Here is a 25,776-nt window from a genome sequence, read left to right on the forward strand (position 1 = left end):
TTCCCTCCTAACCTATTATTTTCTGCAATTATACCATTTTACTGGAAATATGAAGTAAAAATAACAGAAAATTCACATTACTAAAATATAATTTACATAAGGATGTATAATAGGAAACACATTGAAAACTAGAGGAGACATTTTATGCAAAGAATTTTTCAATATTTCCATCCACTCGTATGGATCATACTAAGTGGAACAATTTTTGTTCGAACAGCCAGTTTTATGGCTATCCCGTTTTTGGCTTTATACTTACATAATGAACTTCAGGCCTCTCCTTTGTTAATCGGTGTGACAATTGGAATTGCCCCATTATTTTCAACGTTTGGTGGCTTAATCGGCGGGTATTTAACCGATCGTTTTGGACGAAAAGCGGTCATTATTATTACTGTCTTTATATGGAGCCTCACATTCGTTGGTTTTGCTTGGGCTCCTTCTGCTGTTTATTTCGTTTTGTTGAATGCAGTAAATGGATTATGCCGCTCATTTTTTGAACCAGGTACACAAGCATTAATGATTGATTTTACGGAGGATGCTAAAAAAAGGCGCCTTTTTTCCGTCCGCTATACGGCAATTAATATTGCGGCTGTTATGGGTCCATTACTTGGGGTATGGGTCGCAAGCTTATCAAGTCCGGCGACACCGTTTATGATTACAGGATTTATGTATGCGCTGTATGGCGTCTTTTTACTTGTCGTATTAAACCGCTATGAAATGAAGCAAAAAAGACTTAGTTCGAAGCATCAAATACGAACGATTTTGAGCGCGGTTTTCCATGATCAAAAGCTATTGCTGTTTATCGCGGGAGGCATTTTAATTACAATTGGTTATTCCCAGTTTAACTCGACATTGCCACAATTTATTAACATGACTGTGGAAGATGGAGTGAAGCTCTTTTCTTATGTGATCGTTGCAAACTCCATAACGGTATTAGCATTTCAACTCCCTTTAACCGTAGTAAGTGAGAAAATCTCGATCTATTCTTCGCTAAAAATAGGCGTAGTCATCTTTGCAATTGGGTTATTTCTGTTTGGTGTTTCCGATAGTGCGTGGATGTTTATCGTGAGTATGATTGTGTTTTCGGTCGGTGAAATTTTCTGTTTTCCGATGATGAATGCAGTGATAGAGGAGATTGCACCGGAAGATCAAAAGGGAACATATCTTGGGGCTTCCCAGTTTAAAAATATTGGCGGCTTTATCGGACCGATACTAGGGGGCTGGTTATTAACGGCTTCTATTAATTATATGTTTGCAATTATTTCCTTAATCATGTTATGTAGTATTTTTATATATAACCGTGCGCAGAGGCTGACTTAAATTTAACATTTTTAGTTCAATTAACATGCTGCGTAATTAATAGTATCCAACCTCGTTAAAAAATGATTGTTTAAGAAATACATTAACATTGAACCGTTGATTTTCATTCCAGGACCGATGCTTTCCCCGGGCACGGCTCCAGCTAACTAAATTGTGCCTACAACGGCAGGCACAATTTAGTGGATCTTCCGCGCGCGCTAATCCCGGTGGAGTCACGGTCCCTCCACTCCAATCAACTTATTCATCGCTTTACATAAAGTGAGATACGATTTCTCTAATGAAAATTGTTCCGGCTAACCATCAAGTTGAAATTTATATTAAAAATACAAGAAGTCTCGGGATCTTTTGTCCACAATCTCCAACCTCGTTAATCAATGTTGATTGACGAGGTTTTTTAGTGACTTAAGTAAAAAAGAGAGAAATGTTAGAGCTTGCTGTTAATAAACATGGCTGCCTTTAAACTAGCACTCTTCAATTTGAAAATTCAGAATTTAAATTTGCTATTCTAAAATAACCTGTTTATAATGATGTTAATTTTACTTAAAGGAGGAATATTGTGCATAAAGTAGAGAAAAATATACATGAAATTGTTGGAGAAGTACAAGATGGTGCAACCATATTAGTCGGTGGATTCGGACTTTGTGGTATTCCTGAACTAGCAATCGAGGCTATTCGTCAAAAAGGCATTAAAGATTTGACGGTTGTCAGCAATAATTGCGGTGTTGACGATTGGGGGCTTGGATTATTACTAACGAACAAGCAAATCAAAAAAATGATTGCATCTTATGTAGGGGAAAATAAGACTTTTGAGCAGCAATTTTTAAGCGGGGAGCTAGAAGTCGAACTGACTCCTCAAGGGACATTAGCAGAGCGTATACGGGCAGGCGGTGCTGGAATCCCGGCGTTTTATACGGCTACCGGCGTGGGAACACCGATTGCTGAAGGAAAGCCGGCTAAGGAATTTGACGGCAAAGAGTATATTGAGGAACGTGCAATTGTAGGGGATTATGCCTTTATAAAAGCATGGAAGGCTGACAAACTAGGGAATCTTGTCTATCGCAAAACGGCCCGCAATTTCAATCCAATCATTGCTACGGCAGGGAAAATTACGATTGCTGAAGTTGAGGAAATCGTTGAAGTTGGGGAACTGAACCCTGATGAAATCCATACGCCAGCTGTATTCATTCAACATGTAATTTTAGGTGAAGGCTATGAAAAGAAAATTGAAAAACGCACAATAAAAGCAGAGGAGGCTATTGGATGACTGTAAAAGAGAGGATTGTCAAAAGAGCAGTAAAGGAAATAAAAAACGGCATGAACGTCAACCTCGGTATTGGTATGCCGACTTTAGTTGCAAATGAAATTCCAAGTGATTTTCAAGTGCTGTTGCAATCAGAAAACGGACTGTTAGGTATTGGGCCATATCCTGATGAAAGCGAGGTAGATCCTGATTTAATCAATGCAGGAAAAGAGACTGTAACAGCGGTACCAGGCGCATCCTTCTTCGATAGCGCAGAAAGTTTCGCCATGATTCGTGGTGGACATATCGACGTCGCTATCCTTGGAGGCATGGAAGTGTCTGAAAAAGGTGATTTGGCGAACTGGATGATTCCAGGGAAAATGGTCAAGGGTATGGGTGGAGCTATGGATCTTGTGCAAGGAGCGAAGCGAGTTATCGTTATTATGGAGCATGTATCGAAATACGGAGAATCAAAGATTAAGAAGGAATGTACGTTGCCACTGACTGGGAAAAAAGTTGTTCATCGTCTCATAACGGAATTGGCTGTCTTTGATTTTACCGAAAAAGGAATGGTTCTGATAGAATTAGCATCCGGCGTTTCTGTAGAGGAGATTAGAGAGAAAACGGAAGCTGACTTCTTAGTTTCTGAAAATCTAATAAATTATACATGAGGTAGATAAAAAAGGTATTTTCGATAATTTTTTGTGGATAAATAATAGACACTAAAATCGAAGAGTGCTATAATCATACGAAAATAAGACGATTAACAGAAAATATGAGTATTTTCGCTAGAAAAATTAACTTAATTGTAATGGGTGATAGATGGGAGGCGAGGAGTTGGTTGTGAAATCGCTGAAAGAACGGATTATTGAAACAGCACTTGATCTTTTTAGGCACAAGGGCTACCACGGTGTGTCAGTGGATGAAATTGTAGAAACAGCTGGAACATCTAAGGGCGGGTTTTATCATAAATTTAAATCGAAGGATGCCTTGTTATATGAGATACATGATTTGTTCATCTCCCACGTATTAAAAGAAACAAAAAAAGCCTTTGAAGAAAATGATACGCCAATCGATAAAGTGAGTGCTATGTTGTTTGCATTTACAAATGTATTTGATGTGTATCAGCGTCATATTACGGTTTTCTATAATGAAAGCGCTTATTTACCTCCAGAATATAAAAATATCATCAAAGAAAAGCGGACGGAATACCAAAGGTTGATTGAGCAGGTGATAGAGGAGGGGAAAAAAGGTGGGCATTTTCGACCCGAGATTTCTACTACAATTACGACAATGGCGATCATAGGATTGGTGAACTGGACATATAAATGGTACCGGCAGAACGGTAGCTTAACGATGGAGCAGATTACACATCATTTCAATGATTTGATTCTCCGAGGTGTTCTGACAGAGCAAGGTCTTGAGGAAGCGAAAGCGAAAAAGTACATTATGTAAATTTAGTAACAGTCAGGCAATTAAAAGTCTGGTTTTTTTAAAAATAATACAAACCGACTAGTCGGTCTTTAATCCAAAAACTAAGGGGGCTTTAAAAATGAATTTTGAATTATCTAAAGAACAAGAAATGATTCGTGATATGGTACGTGAGTTTGCGCAAGCTGAAATTGCTCCACATGCACGTGAGCTGGATGAGAAGCATCAGTTTAGAAAAGAAAGTTTCGATAAAATGGGGGAACTTGGATTATTCGGGATTCCATTTCCAGAGGAATATGGCGGTTCAGGTGGAGACACTATTTCCTTTGCATTAGCCGTAGAAGAAATTGGTCGTGCATGTGGAGGAACAGGCTTAAGCTATGCAGCCGCTGTCAGCTTAGGCGCAACCCCTTTTTATAACTTTGGTACAGAGGAGCAAAAGCTAGAATACCTCGTTCCAATGGCGCAAGGAAAGACGTTCGGTTCGTTTGGACTGACGGAGCCAAATGCGGGATCTGATGCAGCGGGTACTCGTACAAATGCTTATCTCGAAGGAAATGAGTGGGTCATTAACGGGGAGAAATGTTGGATTACGAATGCCAGTTATGCCCGTCAAATTGTAGTGACGGCTGTTACGGGAAAAGATGAGCGTGGGAAGAATATTATAACTGCAATCATTGTTCCAACTGACACACCAGGCGTAACGATCCGTTCTGAATATCAAAAAATGGGTGTGCGTGCATCAAATACATGTGAAATTGTTTTGGAAAACGTTCGCGTGCCAAAAGAAAACGTGTTGGGGGACGAAAAAAAGGGATTTGGTCAATTTTTAAATACGCTAGATGGCGGTCGTATTTCTATCGCTGCACTATCGGTCGGAATTGCGCAGTCCGCATTTGAAAAAGCACTTCAATATTCTAAGGAACGTGTACAGTTTGGAAAATCGATCTCTAAATTACAGGCAATTCAGTTTAAATTAGCGGATATGGCGATGGAAATTGAATTGGCACGCAATATGGTAATGAAGGCAGCGTGGCTGAAAGATGAAGGAAAGCCATTTAAAAAAGAAGCCGCATTCGCAAAATTATTTGCGTCGGAAATGGGCTTCCGCACATGTAATCAGGCGATTCAAATCCATGGTGGTTACGGTTATATGGCTGAGTACGATGTAGAACGACATTTGCGTGACATCAAATTGATGGAAATCGGAGAAGGTACATCTGAAATTCAACGGGTAGTTATTTCACGAGTGTTAGGTTGTTAGTTTTTTGACAAAAGGGAGGAATGCGTATGGCAGAACTTGTTTATCAAACGATTGGCGAGCTACTGGAAGAAAAGGCTGCACAATACCCTAATCGGGAGGCATTAGTTTATTCAGACCGAGATTATCGCATGACATATGCCCAGTTTAACAAACACAGTGATTTAGTTGCAAAAGCGTTAATGGCAATTGAACTTGAAAAAGGACATCATTTCTCGGTTTGGACGACAAATGTTCCGCAGTGGCCGGGGCTTCAATTTGGGTCAGGGAAGATGGGCGCACCGCTAGTCACCGTGAATACGAGTTACCGGGCAAGCGAGTTAGAATATTTACTTAAGCAATCAGATACGAGGGCCATTATTTTAATTGACAACTACCGAGACCATGCATTCATTGATACTTTATATGACTTATGTCCAGAGTTGAAAGAATGTGAGCCTGGCAAATTACAAAGTAGCCGTCTACCACTTTTAAAAAGCGTTGTTGTAATTAGTGATAAAAAATATCCTGGGACGTTCAGCTACGAGGAATTTTTGGCGAAAGGTAGCCAAATATCGGATGAACAACTTGAACAGCGCAAACAATCCTTAACTTATGATGATGTCATCAATATTCAATACACATCGGGAACGACGGGCTTTCCAAAAGGTGTGATGCTCCGGCATTCCAATCTGATTAATAACGCCATCAATATTGCAGAATGCATGAAGCTGACACATGAAGACCGACTATGTATCCCCGTACCATTTTTCCATTGCTTCGGCTGTGTAATTGGTACACTGGCGATCGTTTCAGTGGGCGGAACGATGGTACCGGTACAGGAATTCCATCCTGAGGAAGTACTTCGAACAGTTGAAAAGGAGCAATGTACGGCGCTCCATGGCGTACCGACGATGTTTATTAGCGAGTTAAATTTACCGAATATTTCGAGTTTTGATGTCTCGTCGTTGCGCACGGGCGTCATGGCAGGCTCGAATTGCCCTATTGAAGTAATGAGAGACGTCATCAAGACACTTGGTATGGAAGATGTGACGATTTGCTACGGTCAGACCGAGTCTTCACCAGTGTTAACACAAACACGAGTAGATGATCCACTGAATCTGAAAGTAGAAACAGTTGGTCGTGCTTTACCAAATGTGGAAGTGAAAATTATGAAGCCAGGTACAAATGAAGAGGTTCCTCGAGGGGAGCAAGGAGAAATTTGTGCTCGGGGCTATGTCGTCATGAAAGGTTATTACAATAATCCGGATGCGACAAAAGAAGCGATCGACACCGATAACTGGCTGCACACGGGCGACCTAGGAACGATGGATGAAAATGGCTATGTCCGCGTTACAGGACGATTGAAGGATATGATTATTAGAGGTGGAGAGAACGTGTATCCTCGTGAAATAGAAGAATTCCTTTATCAACATCCAAAAGTGCTAGATGTACAAGTGACCGGCGTGCCGGATGAGAAGTACGGCGAGGAAGTAGCTGCATGGATTATCCTGAAAGAAGGGCAGACAGCGGTGGAAGAAGAAATAAGGGAATTCTGCAATGGGAAAATATCGAGGCATAAAATACCGCGCTATATCTTTTTTGTCGACAGTTACCCAATGACCGCGTCAGGAAAAATACAGAAGTTCAAAATTCGTGAACAGTTTGCAAGTTTAGTGAAAACAATGCATTAGGGAGGTTGAAATATGTTCAAAAAGGTACTCATTGCCAATCGAGGCGAAATCGCGCGCCGCATTATTAGGACGTGTAAACGATTAGACATCGAAACGGTGGCAATTTATTCGGAGGCTGATGCGAACAGTCTTCATGTAAAAGAGGCAACAGAAAGCTTCTGTATTGGTAAACCACCAGTAACACAAAGCTATTTAAATATAGATTCCATTTTAGATGTGGCAAAGCAAACAGGTGCTGATGCCATTCATCCAGGCTATGGCTTATTATCTGAAAATGCAACATTTGCCGAACGTGTAGAGGAGGCAGGATTAACGTTTATCGGACCAAAATTTGAGGTCATTCAATCAATGGGCAGCAAAATAGAGGCACGAAAAACGATGCAGCAAGCCGGAGTGCCCATTGTACAGGGGGTTAATGAACCAATCGCTGATACAGATGAAGCTGCAAAAATTGCAGAGGACATTGGGTATCCGGTCATGTTAAAAGCATCTGCAGGTGGCGGTGGAATCGGTATGCAGCTGGTCAACAATGAACAGGAGCTGCGTAAGGCATTCGAAGGAAATCAAAAACGTGCGCAAAGCTTCTTTGGTGACGGGACGATGTTTATCGAAAAATTCATTGCAGAACCCCATCATATTGAAGTGCAGGTGCTAGCTGATGCATTTGGCAACGTTATTCCCGTCTATGAGCGTGAATGTTCTATACAGCGTCGCAATCAGAAAGTGGTAGAGGAAGCTCCTTCTCCGTTCATATCAGAAGAGACACGTAAGAAAATGTTAGATGCCGCAGTGAATGCAGCAAAGCATATTGGCTACACAAATGCTGGCACGATTGAGTTTTTAGTGGACTGTGATCAAAACTTCTACTTCCTAGAGATGAATACCCGCTTACAGGTGGAACATCCGGTAACAGAAGAGATTACAGGACTGGATCTTGTTGAGCAGCAGTTGAAGATAGCAAATGGCGAAAAGCTTGCCTTTACAAGAGAGGATATTCAGCAAAAAGGGCACGCGATTGAGGTGCGTATTTATGCGGAACATCCCGTAACCTTCTTCCCGTCACCAGGGAAAATTACGAAACTAGTATTACCTGAAGGAGAAGGGATTCGACATGAGGTAGCTGTGGAAACAGGAAGCGAGGTAACTCCTTTTTATGATCCAATGATTGGAAAGCTTGTTGTGTTTGGTTCAACACGAGAGGAAGCATGTGTAAGGTTAGCCGATGCATTGCGCAGTTATGTAGTGGAAGGTATTCAAACGAATATACCGATGCTGCTTGAAACTGTCACACATGAGCAATTTTTAGCAGGTAGCACTACAACTAAGTTTGTGGAGGAATACTATTTACCAAAAACAAAAGCAGTCGGTAAATAAGAGGAGAAGAGGCGCAAAAGATTGAACTTTGGCGAGATCGTATCTACTGCGTGCCACTTCTCTACACTTTATATTAAATGGAGGAATAATATATGACAATAGTAAAAGCGAGTATGGCAGGAACAGTATGGAAGATTTTAGTGAAAGAAGGCGAACAAGTAACAGCAGGTCAAGATGTTGCTATTTTGGAATCTATGAAAATGGAGATTCCTATTGTAACTGAAGAAGCAGGGACAGTGAAGCGAATCATTGTAGCTGAAGGCGATTTTATCGATGAAGCAAACGATTTAGTTGAAATCGGATAAGGGAGTGTAGTCTATGCAACTGCCGAAGCAAGTGCAAATAAAAGAAGTAGGGCCACGCGATGGGTTACAAAATGAAACGACTTTTATACCGACGGAAGAGAAAATCCAGCTCGTTAATCGTTTAAGCGAGTCCGGGCTCAATTACATCGAAGTCACGAGTTTCGTACATCCGAAATGGATTCCACAGTTGGCAGACGCTGTAGAGGTTCTAAAAGAAATTAAGCGAAATAGCGCTATTACGTATGCTGCACTTGTGCCGAACAGTAAAGGGCTAGCACGAGCACTCGACGTCGGTGTCGATGAAGTAAGTATTTTTATGTCAGCAAGTGAGGGCCACAACAAATCGAATATAAACAAATCCATTGATGAGACGTTTCCTATATTAAAGGAAGTTGTGGATGGTGCACTAGCAGCAGGAAAGACCGTACGAGGGTATATCTCTACGGTCATTGCATGCCCCTATGACGGCTATACAAAGCCGGAGCAGGTCGTAAATGTGGCAGAAAAATTGTTTGATATGGGCATTTCAGAACTATCGCTTGGAGATACGACAGGTGTGGGTGTACCGACACAGGTAGATGCGCTACTTCATGAAATGCTGCGTCACTTCAAAGCTGAAAAGCTAGCGATGCATTTTCATGATACACGTGGCACGGCCATCGCTAATGTCATGACAAGTCTTGCACATGGAATTACGAAATTTGATAGTGCAATTGGTGGGCTTGGCGGATGTCCGTATGCTAAGGGGGCATCAGGCAATGTAGCAACTGAAGATTTATTGTATTTCTTGCATGAGATGGGCATCGAAACAGGTGTCAGCTTGGAAAAAATCCAGCAAACAGCCCTTTATGTCGAGGGAATAATCGGCAAAACACTATCTTCAAAACTAGTTGCTATTGCAAGAGAGGAGGGGAAATTATGCCAAATTTCGTAAAAGTAGAGGTGCAAGACGGGGTAGCAGTGGTCACGTTTATGAGAGCGGAGGCCGCTAATGCGCTATCTGTTCAAATGTTACATGAAATCAATGAGGCACTAGAAGCAATTCACGAGGATCGTTCTATCCGTGTTGTTATTGTTACCGGGGACGGAGAAAAGGCCTTCTGTGCTGGAGCCGACCTAAAGGAACGTAAAGGGATGAATGAGGGAGAAACTCGAAAAACCATTGCACTAATTGGAAAGACGATGAATCATTTTGAAGCGCTTGCCCAGCCAGTTATCGCTGCTATTAATGGTGTTGCGTTTGGAGGAGGTCTGGAGCTAGCACTTGCATGTGATATTCGTATAGCTAGCAATACGGCAAAAATGGGCTTGACTGAAACAGCACTTGGCATTATTCCAGGAGCAGGCGGGACACAGCGTCTTCCTCGTCTAATTGGTATAGGAAAGGCAAAAGAGCTAATTTACACTGCCCGTCGTCTGACAGCGGAGGAAGCGTATCAGTACGGGATGATTGAGCACATTATCCAGCCAGAAAAATTGCTTGAACAGGCCAAGGAGCTTGCGTACGAAATCGCTAAAAATGCACCACTTTCACTCATACAGGCAAAAACGGCGATCAATCAGGGGATGCAGACAGATATTTCTACCGGACTCCAAATCGAATCATTGGCATATAGCCGATTACTGCATACGGAAGACCGGCTAGAAGGATTGAAGGCTTTCCAGGAAAAACGGTCACCGGCTTACATTGGCAAATAAAAGGAGGATGGAAGAAATGACAAAATTGACAGTTGGAAACAAACATCAAGAAATGAAGGATAACGTGTTAAAGGGCGGCCATGAAAAGTATCACGGAAAAAATAAGGAACAGGGGAAATTATTTGTTCGTGAGCGTTTGGAGCTGCTCTTTGATGAAGGGTTACAGGCAGAGGATGGAACGTTTGCTAATGTACTTGCAGGTGACCTACCTTCAGACGGCGTTGTCACAGGGATCGGGAAAATTCATGGGCGAACTGTATGTGTAATGGCAAATGACTCAACAGTAAAAGCGGGCTCTTGGGGAAAGCTAACGGTTGAGAAAATTATCCGTATTCAGGAGACGGCTGAAAAGCTTAATGTCCCGCTACTTTATTTAGTAGACTCATCAGGTGCCCGTATTACGGATCAACTGGAGATGTTCCCCGGCCGCCGAGGAGCAGGCCGCATCTTTTACAATCAGGTCAAATTATCTGGCCGTATTCCGCAAATTTGTCTATTATTCGGACCTTCAGCAGCAGGTGGTGCGTATATTCCCGCATTCTGTGATGTAGTAGTTATGGTGGAAGGGAATGCTTCCATGTACTTAGGATCACCGCGTATGGCGGAGATGGTCATAGGGGAAAAGGTCGATCTTGAAACGATGGGTGGGGCAATAATGCACTGTTCAGTTTCAGGTTGTGGTGATGTACTAGCGAAAACAGAGGAAGAGGCAATTGCTTACGCAAGACAATACATCAGCTATTTCCCAGATAACTTTAAAAACAAGCCGAATGTGGAAGAGCCAAAATTGCCGAAAACGTTTGAAAAGTCGATTGAGGAAATCATCCCTGCAAACCAAAATGCACCGTTCAATATGTATGATTTAATTGACCGTATTATTGACGAAGGCTCATTCTGTGAGGTGAAAAAGCTATTTGCTCCTGAAATCATTACAGGCTTTGGGCGTATTAATGGCCAATCTGTCGGTATTATCGCCAATCAACCGCGCGTTAAAGGTGGCGTGTTATTCCATGATTCAGCTGATAAAGCTGCAAAATTCATCAACTTATGTGATGCATTCCACATTCCGTTAATTTTCCTAGCAGACGTGCCTGGATTTATGATTGGTACAAATGTTGAGAAGATGGGAATTATTCGTCATGGCGCGAAAATGATTTATGCGATGAGTGAAGCGACAGTACCGAAAATCACGGTTATTGTCCGCAAGGCTTATGGTGCTGGACTTTATGCAATGGCGGGTCCAGCATTTGAACCAGATGTATGTATTGCTTTAACAGGTGCACAAATCGCTGTAATGGGACCGGAGGCAGCTATCAATGCGGTATATGCAAATAAAATTGCATCTTTGCCAAAAGAAGTGCAGGCCGCCTTTATCAATCAGAAGCGGGAAGAGTACCAGGAAGAAATCGATGTGTATCGTCTGGCATCGGAATTAATCATTGATGATGTGATTGAACCGAACGAACTGCGCAAGACATTGGAGATTCGTCTCGATGCATACAAATCAAAAGAACTGACATTCACAGAACGCAAGCATGGTGTTAGTCCAGTATAATCCTATAACAGAACAAAAAAGGGCTAGCTTCGCTTGTTAATAGCAATGTTAGCCTTTTATATTTTTAAAAATTAAGAAAAAATAAATTACCTTATATTTACTAAAATATCGTCATTGTCTATACGGTTATTATTTACGGATTAGTTTGGACGATCGACAATCAACTTGTCGGTCGTCTTTTTATTTAGGTGTGTGATTGGAACATCTATAAAAAAGCTACAGGTAAGGTAATATTCGTCATAAAAAAATTGACATTATACCTATAGGGGTATAATATGTAGATAAGAAGAAAAAACATAGTTAGTGTAATTTATGGGAGGGTTCAAGATGAAAAAAGTAGTCATTATTGGTGGGGTTGCAGGCGGTGCTTCTGCAGCAGCAAGGATTCGTCGTTTAGACGAGCAGGCAGAAATTGTGATGTTTGAAAAAGGACCACATGTATCATTTTCGAATTGTTCATTACCGTTTTATTTAAGTGGAGTTGTTGCAGATAGCAAGAAGCTGTTAATGATGACACCGGATTCATTTGAAGCTAAGCATAACATTGATGCCCGCATTAATAGTGAGGTTATTGCTATTAATCGTGCAGACAAGATGGTGACAGTAAAAAATACCGTTACAGGCGAACGAACAACAGAAAGCTACGATCAATTAGTGTTATCTCCGGGGGCGAGTCCAATCGTACCGAAATTGCCGGGTAACGACCTGCCTCATGTATTTACCGTAAGAAATGTTGTGGATATTGAGCGTTTACATAATGCAATTGTAGAAAATGACGCCCAAAACATTGCGGTAATTGGTGGAGGATTTATCGGAGTGGAAGTAGCGGAAAATCTACGTTTAGCAGGTAGAAATGTATCGCTTGTCGAATTTGCACCACAAATTTTAACACCGTTTGATGACGACATGGCGCAAATTTTACACAAAGAAATGGTTGATCAAGGTGTCGAGTTAATCGTCGGTGATGGCTTAGCAGAAATCACGCCGAATTTGATTAAGTTAAATTCAGGTAAAGAAGTCGCTGCTGACATTGTCGTTTTAGCAATTGGTGTACGCCCGGAAACTACTTTAGCTACAGAAGCAGGCTTAGAAATTGGAGAAACGGGTGCAATTAAAGTTAATCAAAATTACCAAACAAGCGACCCGAATATTTATGCAGTTGGCGATGCCATCGAGGTGTATCACCGTCTGATGAACAAACAAACGCGTTTAGCTCTTGCTGGTCCTGCTCAACGTCAGGCACGTGCGGTAGCAGATCATATGTATGGAATTCCGGTCTTAAATAAAGGTGTCATCGGATCATCAAGCATTCAAGTTTTTGACTATGCAGCAGCGTCTACGGGATTAAATGAGCGTACTGCAAAGGAAATGGGTTTATTAGTGGAGGCCGTATATATTATTGCACCGGATAAAGTCGGTTTAATGCCTTCAAGTAACCCCCTTCATTTCAAGTTAGTTTATGAGTTGCCTACGGGTCGTATTGTCGGTGCGCAAGCAATCGGAAAAGGTAATGCAGATAAGCGAATTGATGTTATTGCGACATTGATTACAATGAACGGGACAATTGAGGACTTAAAAGAGTTGGAGCTTTCTTATTCGCCTATGTTTAGTACAGCAAAAGATGTTGTGAATTTAGCGGCTTTAGTGGCAACAAATTTAATGGCGGGTCGCTTCAAGCAAGTGCGTGTGAGCGATGTACGCCGTTTAGTAGAAGAAGATGCTTTTATTGTCGATGTGCGTGAAGCAAATGAGTTTGCGCAAGGGGCGTTAAAAGGGGCTGTAAATATTCCACTGAGCGAATTACGTGAGCGTATGGAAGAAATTCCGACAGATGTTCCTGTTTATGTACATTGCCGTTCATCACAGCGTAGCTATAATGCAGTAATGGCACTTAATAATAGTGGCTATACAAATGTAGCGAATATCTCGGGTTCATTTTTAGGTATTTCCTTATATGAATACTATCAAGATCAAGTGAACAATCGTGAACCAATTGTCACAGCTTATAACTTTAAGTAACGTTTTGGGAGCTCTGCGATTGGAAAGGACATGAAACATGACATATTTAACATTGGGACAAGTAAATATTCCGATTGCATGGCTCGCATTGATCATTGCCATCCTTTATAGCGATTTTCGTAGTCGCCATTCGGATGGAGCAACAACTAAACTAATTGTACATTTGCTTTATACTTATATTTTCATTTGGAAGTTCAGTTATATTCTTTTTTCAAGCTCAGATTTCTTTCAAGCACCATTATCACTAATTTATTTTGATGGTGGTTTAAAAGGCCATCTGTTAGCACTGGCAGTTGTTGCTTTCCTATTGTATAGAAAACGGGAATTGTTTGATTGGGAAGTTGGCTGGATGTATTGGGTAAGACTTGTCGCCATTTATCAGCTTATTTTTTTCAGTTTTCAGGAACAGTGGTTTGTTGCAGGTTTGTGGATTTTTACCCTTATTTTAATTGAACGAATAAAAAGTCAGCATGTTTTGCTCGTTCAATTTTTCCTGCTCATGTGGTTAGACGGCTTTATTTCTAGCTTTACGCTTTTTCATGTCGCCGTATTACTAACAGTTTATTTTAGAACGAAGCATGCTCAATATATAGCAGGTGCAGGACTTTTAAGCTTAGTTGCAATTATGCTAATGGATGTTGAAGAAAACATAACGACAACGACCCGTGCAGCGATTGATTTACCAGCTACGACAGGTGAACAATATCGCCTGTCTGACCAGGAACAATCTTTAACGGTTGTTAATTTTTTTGCAACGTGGTGCCCTCCATGTAAAGCGGAGATGCCCCATTTGCAAAGTTTTGCTGATAACTTACCTATGGGGGTTGCTTTAATCGGTATTAATTTAACGGCACGTGACAACGGGGAAGAAGCACTCACAGATTTTATGGAAACATACAGCGTAACATATCCAATCTTAAGGGATGAGGATGATGCAGTAGGAAAAGCTTTCCAAGTAAAATCCATTCCTACGACGGTATTGCTCAATGCACAGGATGAAGAGCTTGAACGGATTGTAGGGCCGGTAAGTGAAGAAGGATTGCGCCAATTAATCAAAAAATATGAATCATTATTGAGTGAATAATTGATGACGATTATCTCGAGAATTAAAGGTAGATAAATATATTGATATAACAAACAAAAAATAGTCATTTAAAGCCGCGAAATTTAGCGGCTTTTATTTATGGGATTTTTTATACCTACATGGGTATTATAAAAATTTCACAATTAGCACAAAATATTGTGATTACTTTGTCAAATATAATATTCTAACCAAGTGTTATCATAGTAAGCGAAATATAAGAAATGGAGTGATGTACGTGTTTAAAAAAATATTATTGGCAGGAATAATCACAATGTTATTATCAGCTTGCAACCAAACTGAAGAGAAGAATGAGCCAACAGTTTCAAACGAAGAATCTGCACAGCAGCAGGAAGTTGAACAAATTGCCGAGAAGGATTGGACGCAGGATGCACGTTTGCAAGAGCCTACAGAAGATACGGTTTGTGCGATGTGTAATATGAAAGTTTATACAAAAGATCAAGAGATGGGCGTCTTTTCAGCTCAAGCAATTAAAGCGGACGGTTCCATTGCATTTTATGATGAAATCGGTTGTTTACTGAATGCTGAATTTGCCAATGTAGAAGTAAACGAAAAATTTGTACGTGATTACAATACATTGAATTGGTTTAACGTAGAGCAAGCTTATATTGTCAAAACAAAGCTAAAATCACCGATGAACTGGGGATATATTTTCTTTAAATATGAAGATGATGCAAAAGCGTATATCGATGAAAATGAAGGCTCGGAATTGACTTCCTATACAAAAGTACGTCAACAAGCTTTAGAACGCCGTAAAGCAAAAATGAAAGCGGGAGAGAATGTGAATAAGCATGATCCTGAAGACGGTCATGTGCATCATGAAGGGGAAGAACAACAGCACAATGATGGCGATTAATGAGCAGATGATTTGTCTGAAAGCGACTAATCTCTGTAAATACATCGTTAATAGAGGTGCTTTGGGCTTATGAAAAATTTGATGAGATGGGTTGTTTTTACGCTGCTATTAACTTTCTTACCCCTCGTTTCACATAGCGTAGCAGCAGAAAGTTTACAGCAGTTAATAGACGAAACAAGTCCAAATAGTACGCTTTATTTAAAAAACCAAACGTACGAAGGACCAGTTACCATTACAAAACCTATTACAATTATTGGCGATAAAAAAACAAAAATCACATCATTAACTACAGGAATTAAAATTAAGGAAACAAATAATATTACGCTTCAATCACTCCAATTTGAAACGAAACAAACGCCTATTCTTGTTGAAGACAGTAAAGCTATTGTTTTTAAAAGTTTGAACCTAGATATTGATGAAAAAGGTGTGGAGTTTTACCGTGTTCAAAATGTTACTCTTTCCTCTTTGAAAATAGAGGGAAAAAAAGAAGGCCACTTTTCTAAAAAGCCAAACGCGGTGAGTCTATTTGAAGGGGATCAAGTTATTGTCAAAAATCTGTTTGCTAAAAACATTCAGGATGGCATGTACTTTGAGAAAACAAAAAATGTAGACGTCCAACATACGATAGTTGAAGATGGGCGGTATGGATTGCATTTCATGTATGGTACTAATATACAGCTGCAACACAATACGGTTAAGAATAATGTATCGGGCATGACGATTATGGTCGTTGAAAATGCTTATATTGCCCATAACCAAATCGAGAGACAGCTTCAATTAAACAGTAACGGCATGTATTTATATGATATTGAAGAAGCGCAAATCACGAATAATATATTTAAGGAAAATACGACTGCGACGATTTGGAATCAAGTAAAGAATACAGCATTTAGCAAGAATATGTTTCAGTCAAATGGAACGGTCATTCACAGTAGAAGGTCACCAACCGTAACAGTTACTGAAAATGAGTTTCAAGGTAATATATTAACGGCTCGGTCAGACGAAATTGGCTTTGTGTTAAATCGTAACCATTATGACGATTATAACGGCTATGATTTCAATGCTGATGGATTAGGCGATACAGACTACCATTCATTCACAAGTTTTGGACAATGGATGGTGCGTAAGCCCGTGTATCAGTATTATGTAGAATCCCCTAGTGTCACATTACTTAATAAATTGGATCAGCAACTCTCCGATACACAAAATATGGTCTTAGTTGATAAAAATCCGCTTATGACGACGGAGAAAAAAGAACAAAGCATTCAACTGAACTGGCTACATCTATTGGGAAGTACGGCAAGTTTATTCGTATTATTTAGTATTTGGAGGAAATTAAGATGAAACGGCTATTAGTTATAAGTACTATTATTGCAATGATGTTATTAGCAGGCTGTGGCAATAAAGAATACAAGCCGAAAGAGGTTTCTGCAGAAACAGATGTTTGTGAAATTTGTAATATGACAATTTCGCATATGGATTACGCGGGTCAAATAGTGTTTAAAAATAATGATCATCTCGTTTTTGATGATTTAGGCTGTTTGATGGAATACGTTATCGCTAATGGCGAGAGCGAGATTGGGGCGGCATACATTAAAGATGAATCAACTAATGAATGGATTAATGTAAAAGAGGCCGTGTACATTTACGAAGCAAACTATTGGACACCTATGAACTACGGCGTACTTGCATTTGCATCACAGGAAAGTGTGGATGCTTATATGAATGAAAATGGACAAGGTAAACAGCTTAAATATGATGATTTATTAACTTTTGAATGGGGAATCCATACGCACGAATGATAAAGTTTATTCAACTTGAGATGAAGCAATTAATCCGTAGTAAATGGCTTCAAATCGTTACCATATTATTTGTTGTTACCTTTACATCCGTGTTAATGATTCAACAAATTGCAATGCCTGATGCAGAAGGGTTTACGCGTCAATCAGCAGCAATGTTGAACGTATTATTATTTTTACTCCCATTATTTATATTGACAATTGGTTCAATGAGTCTGGCGGCCGACCGTGAATCAGGATGGTTAAATTTACTGAAAACCTATCCAATGTCCAATGGTAAGTATATTTTTACGAAGTGGATCGGCTTATTTAATGTATTCTTATTCATTACACTATTAGCAGTTACACTTTCTTATATGATGGGGAGCTTTTTTGGCGGCATTTCACTAAATGGTCCGTTCATCGTATTTATTCTTATTTTGCTGTTACTTTTCACATCACTTAGTATTTTCGTAGGTGTGATAGCAAAAAACAGGCTACACGCACTGGCACTTGCTTTAGGTGTTTGGTCAATGATTACACTGATTTTATCGTATGTGTTAATGGCGGTAGGAACCATTATTTCGGAAAATTTATTGAAAACTTTCATTTCGTTATCCATCCATATTAATCCACTTGAATGGATGCGTTTTAGTTATTTTGTATTTACGGATCAGTCAGCTGTTTTAGGACCGGCCTTCTATGAGCTGGTGAAATTTTATGATTCAACAGTCGGACTATTTTATTACAGCTTATTTACAGCACTATGGGGAGTTAGCCCACTTTTATTAGCTACATATTTATTAAAAAGAAGGTGATAAATTTATGACCGTGGAATTGTTGAACATTACGAAAACATATAAGAAAAACCGGGGCGTGCACAATATTGAGGTAAAAATTGATGCTGGTGAAATTACGGCACTTGTCGGAGCAAATGGCGCAGGGAAAAGTACTATTATAAAATTGTTAACCGGGCAACTCGTACAAAATGAAGGGGAAATAATTGGTTTTTCAAAAGAGGCACTTCGATATATGCCGGATGATTTAAATTTTCCGGATACATTAACGGCTGCTGAAATATTAGCCTTATTAGCCAATTTGAAAAAAGTGCCCTCCGATAAAATCCCAAAACTTCTGGAGCAGGTAGGATTAGCTAAAAAAGGTCATCTACGGGTATCGGAGTATTCTAAAGGGATGCGCCAACGTTTAAATTTAGCTCAAAGTTTAATAGGCGATGGGGATTTATATATATTAGATGAACCGACGAATGGCTTAGACCCCTTTTGGATTGCGACATTGAAAAAAATGCTTGTAGATGAAAAGGAAAAAGGGACTCATGTATTGTTTTCTACCCATTTACTTTCCTTTGCTGAAGAAATTGCGGACCAAGTGATTATGCTTCATGAAGGTGAAGTAATTGCAAAAGGGAATATAAGTACACTTCTAACTACTTACCATTGTCAAACGTTAGAACAACTGTGGTTAACTTTAACATCGATGGAGAATGTCCAGTGAAGAAATATATTGGACTTGTAATGATCACAATACTAATCGGAATTTTAATATGGGAAAGTAGCAGGGCAAGCAATGAAAAGATACCATCAACTATTACTACTAATGAAGAAGGTGTACGTGTTGTAAAAGCAGCTGATTTCACATTGCAAGCACTGGATCAGCAACAATACTCACTGTCGGATTCTCAAGGGAAATGGACGATTGTGAACTTTTGGGCTTCGTGGTGTGAACCTTGTAAAATGGAGGCACCTCATTTGCAACGTTTGTATGAGGAATATAATGACCAGCTTGAAATATTGGCCGTGAACATGACAACGAAAGACAGGCAGGACGATGTGCAAAAGTTTGTTAATGAGTACGGGCTGACCTTTCCGGTTTTGTTGGATGAGCAGGGAGACGTTAGTATGACGTATGGTGCCTTTACTATTCCAACTACAATTTTTATCGACGAGAAAGGCAATATTATCCATGAATTTGCTGGTCCTATGGAAGAATCATTTATAATTGACCTTTTATCATTGTGACTTTCATTTTATACGAATGAAAAAGACGCGGTGCCTTAAAGAATGGCGCTGAAAAACCTATAATTTTATGACGTAAGGCACTTTCTATTCGGAATTGAATGGAAGGTGCCTTCTTTGCGATTATGGTGTGGCACCTTGAATTGCGTATTGAGTAAATAGAGGAATGAATTTCCCTTATTTCGAAAATAACATAAAAAATAGTAAAAATAAGGGTAGGAATTTCCGTTATTGACCTGAAAAACATGAAATTCAGGTATTTTATTTAAAATAACGGTAAAACGTTCCCTTATTTAACCCCAAAATGAGTAACATCATTTAAATAACGGTAAAATCTCCCCTTATTTCTTTGCCTATTCCTCCCTTCGCTTCAGAATCACACTTCGAATATCTTACGTCTTTTTACAATTAGTAAAACTTGATTAATCAAATTAGTTTCAGTACAATGAAATCTTTGAATACATAACTAGTGATAGGGAAACCCGTGAAACCATATTCTAATAGAAGGTAATCGTTTTTTTTAGAAGTGAAGATGGAAACTCAGCTACAAATTCATCGGTGAACGGAAATGCCGTTAAGTAAGAGACATCACAACAAAGAGGTGGCAACATGAAAGGTCGAACACATTTAACAATAGGGTTAGGTATTGGGGCAGTGGCGTCTGTCAGCCAAACACCTGAAATGATTCCTATCGTTTTAGTTGTATCCGCGGTGGCTTCCCTTGCTCCAGATTTAGACGGAAATAATCTGTTAAACAAGCATGTAACAAAGACGGCGAAACAAATAAAAAAGGGCGGACAATTTGTCGGTGTGGCGTTGATTGTTCTGTCATTATTCGCCTACATATTTAATATTAATTTCCTGCCTTTTTTAGAGGACGAATGGCTTACCCAACAAAATAAACTTCTGTTTTTAGGGTTGGGCGCAATTATTATTGCATTGTCCATGAGAAGCCAGGAAACGTTGAAAAATATTTTGATGAGCATTTTAGGCTTATTCCTACTGTACTATGCCATTACGGATGAGCTGTCGTGGCTCGTTATGTTCGCTCTGTACATTGGGGCAGCAGGATGGTTCCCACATAGAGGGCAAACCCATACGATTTGGGCAGTAATTTATTGGGGCTATATGTCTTATCTGTTGGAAATGAGCACGGGGACAGAACATTTAGCGATCATTTCAACTATGGCATACCTTTCTCATATTATAGGAGATATGATGACGATAAAAGGAGTTAGATTTCTTTCTCCCATTACAAGCAAAGTGTTTAAAATACGCATATAAATTTGAAGAAGGACTTCCAACAGTTTATTTAAGCTGTTAGAAGTCCTTTTAAAACTGCATTAAATCGAGTATTTTTTAACTTCTGCTTTTAATATAGATAGCAAATCGAACTGGTCTAAAACTTCCAACATATTCATCCCTTTATTAATCCAAAATAATCCGCATGTACCCGAATTACTTAAACAAACGCCTTTCCTTATATAACATATTGATAGGTTAATAAATTGCTTTTCTAATTTACATAATTCGATGGAGCTTTCTAATTGATTTAATGCCATATTATAATCACTATTTTTTAAATATAACAAGGACAGATTAATTAAAAAGTTAATCTTAATACGATTTATATTTTGGAAATTTTTATACTTTTCAATATGGCGGAAAGCGAATTTTTTCATTTCTTCAGCCGTTTCAACCGGAAAAATATAAAGGATAGCATTTAATAAAAAGATATCGGATAAGTATAAATTGTCCCTTCGAGATAATTCTGTCCAAATGGGCTCAGCAAGTAATTTTGCATGATGAATATCGTTCGTATTGGCTAATATTGATAGGCTTTTTATAATGATATTTATTTTATTAATCAGTTTGTCTTCAGGACATTCTTTTAAATATGAAATACAACTTTGCTGTAATTGCAATAAATCATCCGAATTATTATACGATTGATTATAAAAGTTGTTAATAATTTCATCTCTTAAAGGCATTGAATAGCCATTATTTATATATTTAAATTCGTCATAAGAAGTTTCGATACGGACCAGAAATTCACTAAGAGTAGAATGTTTAATATCTTTATTTTCCCCCAGCTCAAATTTGGAGAAATTACCTTGAGTACAGATGTTGGATGATACATATTTTTGCGAAAACCCTTTGCCGACTCTTATTTTTTTTACTGTTTCTCCATAATTATTCATAAGATCCTCCAATTTATTCTTTTACTAATATTATAAGATAAAATAGTGTAATTTATGTAAAATAAGTAAAAAAGGGGGGGTGAGAAGATGATGGATATGATTATTATCGCTCTAGATTTATGGCTAATAGGAATTGGGGGAGGTTAATAATTTTTTAATGAAGTTACTTTAGGTGCATTAAAAGGTTGGCGCCAGTAGTATTAAAGTCTCTGAAAAATACGACTGGCGCCTATCTTGTATATCTAATACGCTCATAGAGCTACCGCTTTACATAGTCGAAGGTAAAGAATAGTAATAATATACTAATATTTATATAAAACAAATAAAAATATTAAAATATTATTATAATTAATCGTTTTTGGTTGTATTTTTCGATAGAAATTCCCCTATATATAGTAAGAAGGTAAGCAAAAGTTCTATTCGGTCTTTTTAAGTAAAAACGAACGGAAGTTCATGTTTTATGACTAAAAAGATAAGGGGTATGACGAATGAAGACTTTAAATCCTGATGTTGTGAATAGTAATGTATTTAAAAGATTTTTAGAGATAGAAGAGTATAACAAACTGTACACTGCCTATTTAGAAGATCCGAATAGTACGAATGCTGATACCTTAAATGAACATTTTAAGTATTTTGAAAAACAGATCATACGTATCGCCTATATAAAAAAAGCAGTTATATATGAGTCCAGAAAATTTGATTCAATGTTAAGAGAGCACAATAGAAAGTATGAATTAAATTTGGATGCACCAATTAATGAAAGCCTTGCAATGGTAGATACTGTTCAAGATGAAAATTCTTTTCTCCAATTTGAAAACATTTTTGAGAATGACTTAGAAAGCTTGTTGAGTGATGAATTGTTAATTACCTTATTAAAACGTTTAAATACTAAGCAAAAGCAAGTTTTGTATTACCGGTATGTAAACGAGTTAACTGAGAAAGAAATTGCGATGATTTACAACGTATCACAACAGGCTATTTCTAAGATGATTCATAGATCAATAAATATATTAAGAGAAGGGAGGGAAGAGAATGATTGAGGGGCAGCTGTTTCAAATATTGGGGAATTTCGGGTTTCCGATAACCATTGCGATTTATTTATTAATGAGATTCGAGGGCAAAATTGATTCTTTACGAAGTTCTATTGACGTATTATCAAACGACCTCACTAAAGTGAACCATGAAAGGAGTAAAAAATAGGGGGGAGGTTAACTATGGTCGAGCATCTTGATCCAAATGAAATTGTTCAATTATTAAAAAGGATTGAACCTGTCATTTCATATTCATCACGGCAAACTAGGATAGAAAATCGGGATGACCTAAAGCAGCACCTTTATGAAGTTACTATTAAGACTTTAAAAAATACGGTTTTTGTACAACCAAAAGGATTGTTTAAATGAATATAATAGTCGATGAGGCATTTTGATATCTAAGGAGTAGTTGCACCTTTGGATTATTAAAATGTCTCTTTTAATATGTTTCCAATTCAAGAAGTCCTTTGTATTTCAACGATGTAATAATGCATGATACATAATAAATAACGTCTAACACCAGATAAATCAACACTTAGGGGCATTATATAATTTTTTTAACTTTAATTCGGTAATAATAGCGGATAAAATGACTTTTTATGTTTAGACAATTTTTACTGTAACGTTATATATGTAAAATAATTTCCCCCAGAATAGTATTAAGGAAATCTCATGAAAGATCATAGAGAGACAATATGAAAGCGCAATCAATCTTTGGGAAATGGTATGAGTTGGGTTGTTTTTATTATTTCGTATATTGCAAAATCCGAGGAATTCGTAATGGTAGCCTCAATTCTTTTAACCTGAGTAAAACAGTATTGTAATATAATTTTGGTATATTCTAAACAGGCAGTAGATGGTGCTGCCAAAAAATTAGAGTAGTTATTTACTCGATTTGATCAGAGGTGAAACGATAAATACCGGAACAAATGAAAAATCCATCCTATCAGTAGAAAAAATACGAATTAGGAGCGATCAAGTAATGATTAAAAAACAAATGGACTCAAAAACAGCAAATAAAAATTTATCTAAGAAAGTAGCGCCACTAGTGATGTCAACATCATTTATAGCTGCATCATTTTTAGCGGCTGGAGCACCTATTTCTGCATCTGAGCTAGATTCAAAAGATGTAAATCCGGAAATTATTGAACACGCAAAAAATCATGGACAGAAAGTATCGGCATACGCAAAAAGCTTGCCAGGATCTCCTGAAAAAGGGGAGCTCGTTAGTCAGGTAGCTCAAACTAACGCCGAAAAAGCTAATAATGAATTAGATGATAACGATAATATAGATGAAACAAATAATGATGGTATAGACGAAGGTGCAACGGAAGTACCGGAGACACCGGTAACTGAAGACGACCAAAATGAAGATGTAGTTGTTGAACCGGAAACACCGGTATCGGAAGAAGAACCAGTTGAAGATGAAGTAGTAGAAGAACCGAAAACACCGGTATCGGAAGAAGAACCAGTTGAAGAAGATGGAGCTGAAGAGCCAGAAACACCGGTAACAGAAGAAGAACCAGTTGAAGAAGAGGTAGTTGTTGAACCGGAAACACCGGTATCGGAAGAAGAACCAGTTGAAGAAGATGGAGCTGAAGAGCCAGAAACACCAGTGTCTGGTGAGGAACCAACTGAAGAAGATGGCACTGAAGAATCAGAAACACCGGTAACAGAAGAAGAACCAGTTGAAGAAGAGGTAGTTGTTGAACCGGAAACACCGGTATCGGAAGAAGAACCAGTTGAAGAAGATGGAGCTGAAGAGCCAGAAACACCAGTGTCTGGTGAGGAACCAACTGAAGAAGATGGCACTGAAGAATCAGAAACACCGGTATCGGAAGAAGAACCAGTTGAAGAAGATGGAGCTGAAGAACCAGAAACACCAGTATTGGAAGAAGAACCAGCTGAAGAAGAGGTAGTAGAAGAGCCGGAAGCACCAGTGTCTGAAGAGGAACCAACTGAAGAAGGTAGCACTGAAGAATCAGAAACACCAGTAACAGAAGAAGAACCAGCTGAAGAAGAGGTAGTTGTTGAACCGGAAACACCGGTATCGGAAGAAGAACCAGTTGAAGAAGATGGAGCTGAAGAGCCAGAAACGCCAGTGTCTGAAGAGGAACCAGTTGAAGACGAAGTAGTGGTAGAAGAGCCGGAAACACCAGTGTCAGAAGAAGAACCAGTAGAAGAAGATGGAGCTGAAGAGTCGGAAACACCGGTAACAGAAGAAGAACCAGCTGAAGAAGAGGTAGTAGAAGAGCCGGAAACACCAGTTTCTGAAGAGGAACCAACTGAAGAAGGTGTAGTAGAAGATGACTTTATTAATTGGTTAGATGAATCTTATCAATTTATCGATAATAGTTATCAAAGCTTAATTAGCTACTACCAAATTCATATTGAGCAATATTTAAGTGACTTAGAATCTGATCAAACAAACGAAGAAACTGAAAATGTTCCAGAAGTTGATGATGTAACTGATGATTCAGCAGATGCTGATGAAACAGATACAACAGATACAACAGATACAACTTTAGAGGAAGATGCATCTCAAGATGATGCTGTTGATAATACAGAACTACCAGCTGAGACTGATGAAAACCTGGAAACTCCGGCTGTTGTAGAAGATGAAGAACAACCTTCTACTGTTGAAGCTCCTGAGCAAGAAACTGAAGAAGTGGAGAATATCGTATCTGAACCAGTGGAAGAAACGGTACCAACTGAAACGGAAGAAATTAGTGTAGATACAGACCAAAAGCAAGTTGATAAAATCGCATTAAAAGACAAAGTGATTGGCTACTATCAAAACTTAGTAACATCATTCTCTAACTTTTTAAACTTCCTAAAATAAGAGTAATATACACTTAAAAAGTAGCACAGACCAACAAAATGGTTTGTGCTACTTTTA

At 38.8% G+C, this 25,776-nt stretch carries 25 protein-coding genes; 24 read left to right on the forward strand and 1 reads right to left on the reverse strand.

The window, feature by feature from the left end:
* Nucleotides 1-144: 144 nt before the first annotated feature.
* The 20 genes from MKY13_RS07065 (at nucleotide 145) to MKY13_RS07160 (ending at nucleotide 20,929) form a co-directional block, all read left to right on the forward strand.
* Nucleotides 145-1,317 carry an MFS transporter gene (locus MKY13_RS07065; protein ID WP_191703063.1) on the forward strand — a complete coding sequence of 391 codons (1,173 nt, stop codon included), beginning with the start codon at nucleotides 145-147 and terminating at the stop codon, nucleotides 1,315-1,317.
* Nucleotides 1,318-1,873: 556 nt separating this feature from the next.
* Nucleotides 1,874-2,581 (forward strand): CoA transferase subunit A, encoded by a 708-nt coding sequence (locus MKY13_RS07070; protein WP_339216025.1) that lies wholly within the window; start codon nucleotides 1,874-1,876, stop codon nucleotides 2,579-2,581.
* Nucleotides 2,578-3,228, forward strand: a complete 651-nt coding sequence (locus MKY13_RS07075) for a CoA transferase subunit B (RefSeq protein WP_339216027.1) — start codon at nucleotides 2,578-2,580, stop codon at nucleotides 3,226-3,228. Before MKY13_RS07070 ends, MKY13_RS07075 begins: the two co-directional genes overlap by 4 nt.
* Nucleotides 3,229-3,400: 172 nt before the next feature.
* Nucleotides 3,401-4,012, forward strand: a complete 612-nt coding sequence (locus tag MKY13_RS07080; protein ID WP_339216873.1) for a TetR/AcrR family transcriptional regulator — start codon at nucleotides 3,401-3,403, stop codon at nucleotides 4,010-4,012.
* 97 nt (nucleotides 4,013-4,109) lie between these two features.
* Nucleotides 4,110-5,252 carry an acyl-CoA dehydrogenase family protein gene (locus tag MKY13_RS07085; RefSeq protein ID WP_339216029.1) on the forward strand — a complete coding sequence of 381 codons (1,143 nt, stop codon included), beginning with the start codon at nucleotides 4,110-4,112 and terminating at the stop codon, nucleotides 5,250-5,252.
* Between the two features lie 26 nt (nucleotides 5,253-5,278).
* Nucleotides 5,279-6,922, forward strand: a complete 1,644-nt coding sequence (locus MKY13_RS07090) for an AMP-binding protein (protein ID WP_339216031.1) — start codon at nucleotides 5,279-5,281, stop codon at nucleotides 6,920-6,922.
* Nucleotides 6,923-6,934: 12 nt separating this feature from the next.
* Complete coding sequence (locus MKY13_RS07095; protein WP_339216033.1) at nucleotides 6,935-8,296, forward strand: acetyl-CoA carboxylase biotin carboxylase subunit; 1,362 nt, start codon at nucleotides 6,935-6,937, stop codon at nucleotides 8,294-8,296.
* A 92-nt stretch (nucleotides 8,297-8,388) separates the two neighbouring features.
* Entirely contained in the window at nucleotides 8,389-8,601 is a 213-nt protein-coding gene (locus MKY13_RS07100; RefSeq protein ID WP_191699255.1) for an acetyl-CoA carboxylase biotin carboxyl carrier protein subunit, read from the forward strand.
* A 13-nt stretch (nucleotides 8,602-8,614) separates the two neighbouring features.
* Nucleotides 8,615-9,535, forward strand: coding sequence for a hydroxymethylglutaryl-CoA lyase (locus MKY13_RS07105; protein ID WP_339216036.1), 921 nt, complete (start codon nucleotides 8,615-8,617; stop codon nucleotides 9,533-9,535).
* Nucleotides 9,520-10,299, forward strand: a complete 780-nt coding sequence (locus MKY13_RS07110) for an enoyl-CoA hydratase (RefSeq protein ID WP_339216038.1) — start codon at nucleotides 9,520-9,522, stop codon at nucleotides 10,297-10,299. Before MKY13_RS07105 ends, MKY13_RS07110 begins: the two co-directional genes overlap by 16 nt.
* Before the next feature lie 16 nt (nucleotides 10,300-10,315).
* Entirely contained in the window at nucleotides 10,316-11,854 is a 1,539-nt protein-coding gene (locus tag MKY13_RS07115; RefSeq protein ID WP_339216040.1) for an acyl-CoA carboxylase subunit beta, read from the forward strand.
* A 327-nt stretch (nucleotides 11,855-12,181) separates the two neighbouring features.
* Nucleotides 12,182-13,873, forward strand: coding sequence for an FAD-dependent oxidoreductase (locus tag MKY13_RS07120; protein WP_339216042.1), 1,692 nt, complete (start codon nucleotides 12,182-12,184; stop codon nucleotides 13,871-13,873).
* A 37-nt stretch (nucleotides 13,874-13,910) separates the two neighbouring features.
* A complete protein-coding gene (locus MKY13_RS07125; protein ID WP_339216044.1) occupies nucleotides 13,911-14,957 on the forward strand; it encodes a TlpA disulfide reductase family protein in 1,047 nt (348 codons plus the stop codon).
* Between the two features lie 253 nt (nucleotides 14,958-15,210).
* Nucleotides 15,211-15,831, forward strand: coding sequence for a nitrous oxide reductase accessory protein NosL (locus tag MKY13_RS07130; protein WP_339216046.1), 621 nt, complete (start codon nucleotides 15,211-15,213; stop codon nucleotides 15,829-15,831).
* A gap of 69 nt (nucleotides 15,832-15,900) precedes the next feature.
* On the forward strand, nucleotides 15,901-17,175 hold the full coding sequence (locus tag MKY13_RS07135) for a NosD domain-containing protein (protein ID WP_339216048.1): 1,275 nt from the start codon (nucleotides 15,901-15,903) through the stop codon (nucleotides 17,173-17,175).
* Nucleotides 17,172-17,633, forward strand: coding sequence for a nitrous oxide reductase accessory protein NosL (locus MKY13_RS07140; RefSeq protein ID WP_339216049.1), 462 nt, complete (start codon nucleotides 17,172-17,174; stop codon nucleotides 17,631-17,633). The genes MKY13_RS07135 and MKY13_RS07140 overlap by 4 nt, the downstream gene beginning before the upstream one ends.
* Nucleotides 17,609-18,427 (forward strand): ABC transporter permease subunit, encoded by an 819-nt coding sequence (locus MKY13_RS07145; RefSeq protein WP_339216051.1) that lies wholly within the window; start codon nucleotides 17,609-17,611, stop codon nucleotides 18,425-18,427. Before MKY13_RS07140 ends, MKY13_RS07145 begins: the two co-directional genes overlap by 25 nt.
* Before the next feature lie 7 nt (nucleotides 18,428-18,434).
* Entirely contained in the window at nucleotides 18,435-19,124 is a 690-nt protein-coding gene (locus tag MKY13_RS07150; RefSeq protein WP_339216053.1) for an ABC transporter ATP-binding protein, read from the forward strand.
* Nucleotides 19,121-19,648 carry a TlpA disulfide reductase family protein gene (locus tag MKY13_RS07155; protein WP_339216055.1) on the forward strand — a complete coding sequence of 176 codons (528 nt, stop codon included), beginning with the start codon at nucleotides 19,121-19,123 and terminating at the stop codon, nucleotides 19,646-19,648. The genes MKY13_RS07150 and MKY13_RS07155 overlap by 4 nt, the downstream gene beginning before the upstream one ends.
* A 606-nt stretch (nucleotides 19,649-20,254) precedes the next feature.
* On the forward strand, nucleotides 20,255-20,929 hold the full coding sequence (locus MKY13_RS07160; protein WP_339216057.1) for a metal-dependent hydrolase: 675 nt from the start codon (nucleotides 20,255-20,257) through the stop codon (nucleotides 20,927-20,929).
* A gap of 59 nt (nucleotides 20,930-20,988) precedes the next feature.
* Here MKY13_RS07160 and MKY13_RS07165 read toward each other — a convergent pair whose 3' ends face one another.
* The gene (locus MKY13_RS07165) at nucleotides 20,989-21,846 is read right to left on the reverse strand and encodes an XRE family transcriptional regulator (RefSeq protein WP_191699242.1); all 858 of its coding nucleotides are present in this window, start codon (nucleotides 21,844-21,846) and stop codon (nucleotides 20,989-20,991) included.
* A 488-nt stretch (nucleotides 21,847-22,334) separates the two neighbouring features.
* On the opposite strand from MKY13_RS07165, the gene MKY13_RS07170 reads away from it, so the two are divergent.
* From MKY13_RS07170 to MKY13_RS07185, 4 genes are all read left to right on the forward strand, one after another.
* Entirely contained in the window at nucleotides 22,335-22,886 is a 552-nt protein-coding gene (locus tag MKY13_RS07170) for a sigma factor-like helix-turn-helix DNA-binding protein (RefSeq protein WP_191699241.1), read from the forward strand.
* Nucleotides 22,879-23,046 (forward strand): YvrJ family protein, encoded by a 168-nt coding sequence (locus tag MKY13_RS07175; RefSeq protein WP_191699240.1) that lies wholly within the window; start codon nucleotides 22,879-22,881, stop codon nucleotides 23,044-23,046. Before MKY13_RS07170 ends, MKY13_RS07175 begins: the two co-directional genes overlap by 8 nt.
* A 14-nt stretch (nucleotides 23,047-23,060) precedes the next feature.
* The gene (locus MKY13_RS07180) at nucleotides 23,061-23,246 is read left to right on the forward strand and encodes a hypothetical protein (RefSeq protein ID WP_191699239.1); all 186 of its coding nucleotides are present in this window, start codon (nucleotides 23,061-23,063) and stop codon (nucleotides 23,244-23,246) included.
* 613 nt (nucleotides 23,247-23,859) lie between these two features.
* Nucleotides 23,860-25,719 (forward strand): hypothetical protein, encoded by a 1,860-nt coding sequence (locus MKY13_RS07185; RefSeq protein WP_339216060.1) that lies wholly within the window; start codon nucleotides 23,860-23,862, stop codon nucleotides 25,717-25,719.
* Nucleotides 25,720-25,776: the final 57 nt, after the last annotated feature.

It is taken from the genome of Solibacillus sp. FSL W8-0372 (assembly GCF_037969735.1).
In the GTDB taxonomy this organism is placed as follows: Bacteria; Bacillota; Bacilli; order Bacillales_A; family Planococcaceae; genus Solibacillus; species Solibacillus faecavium.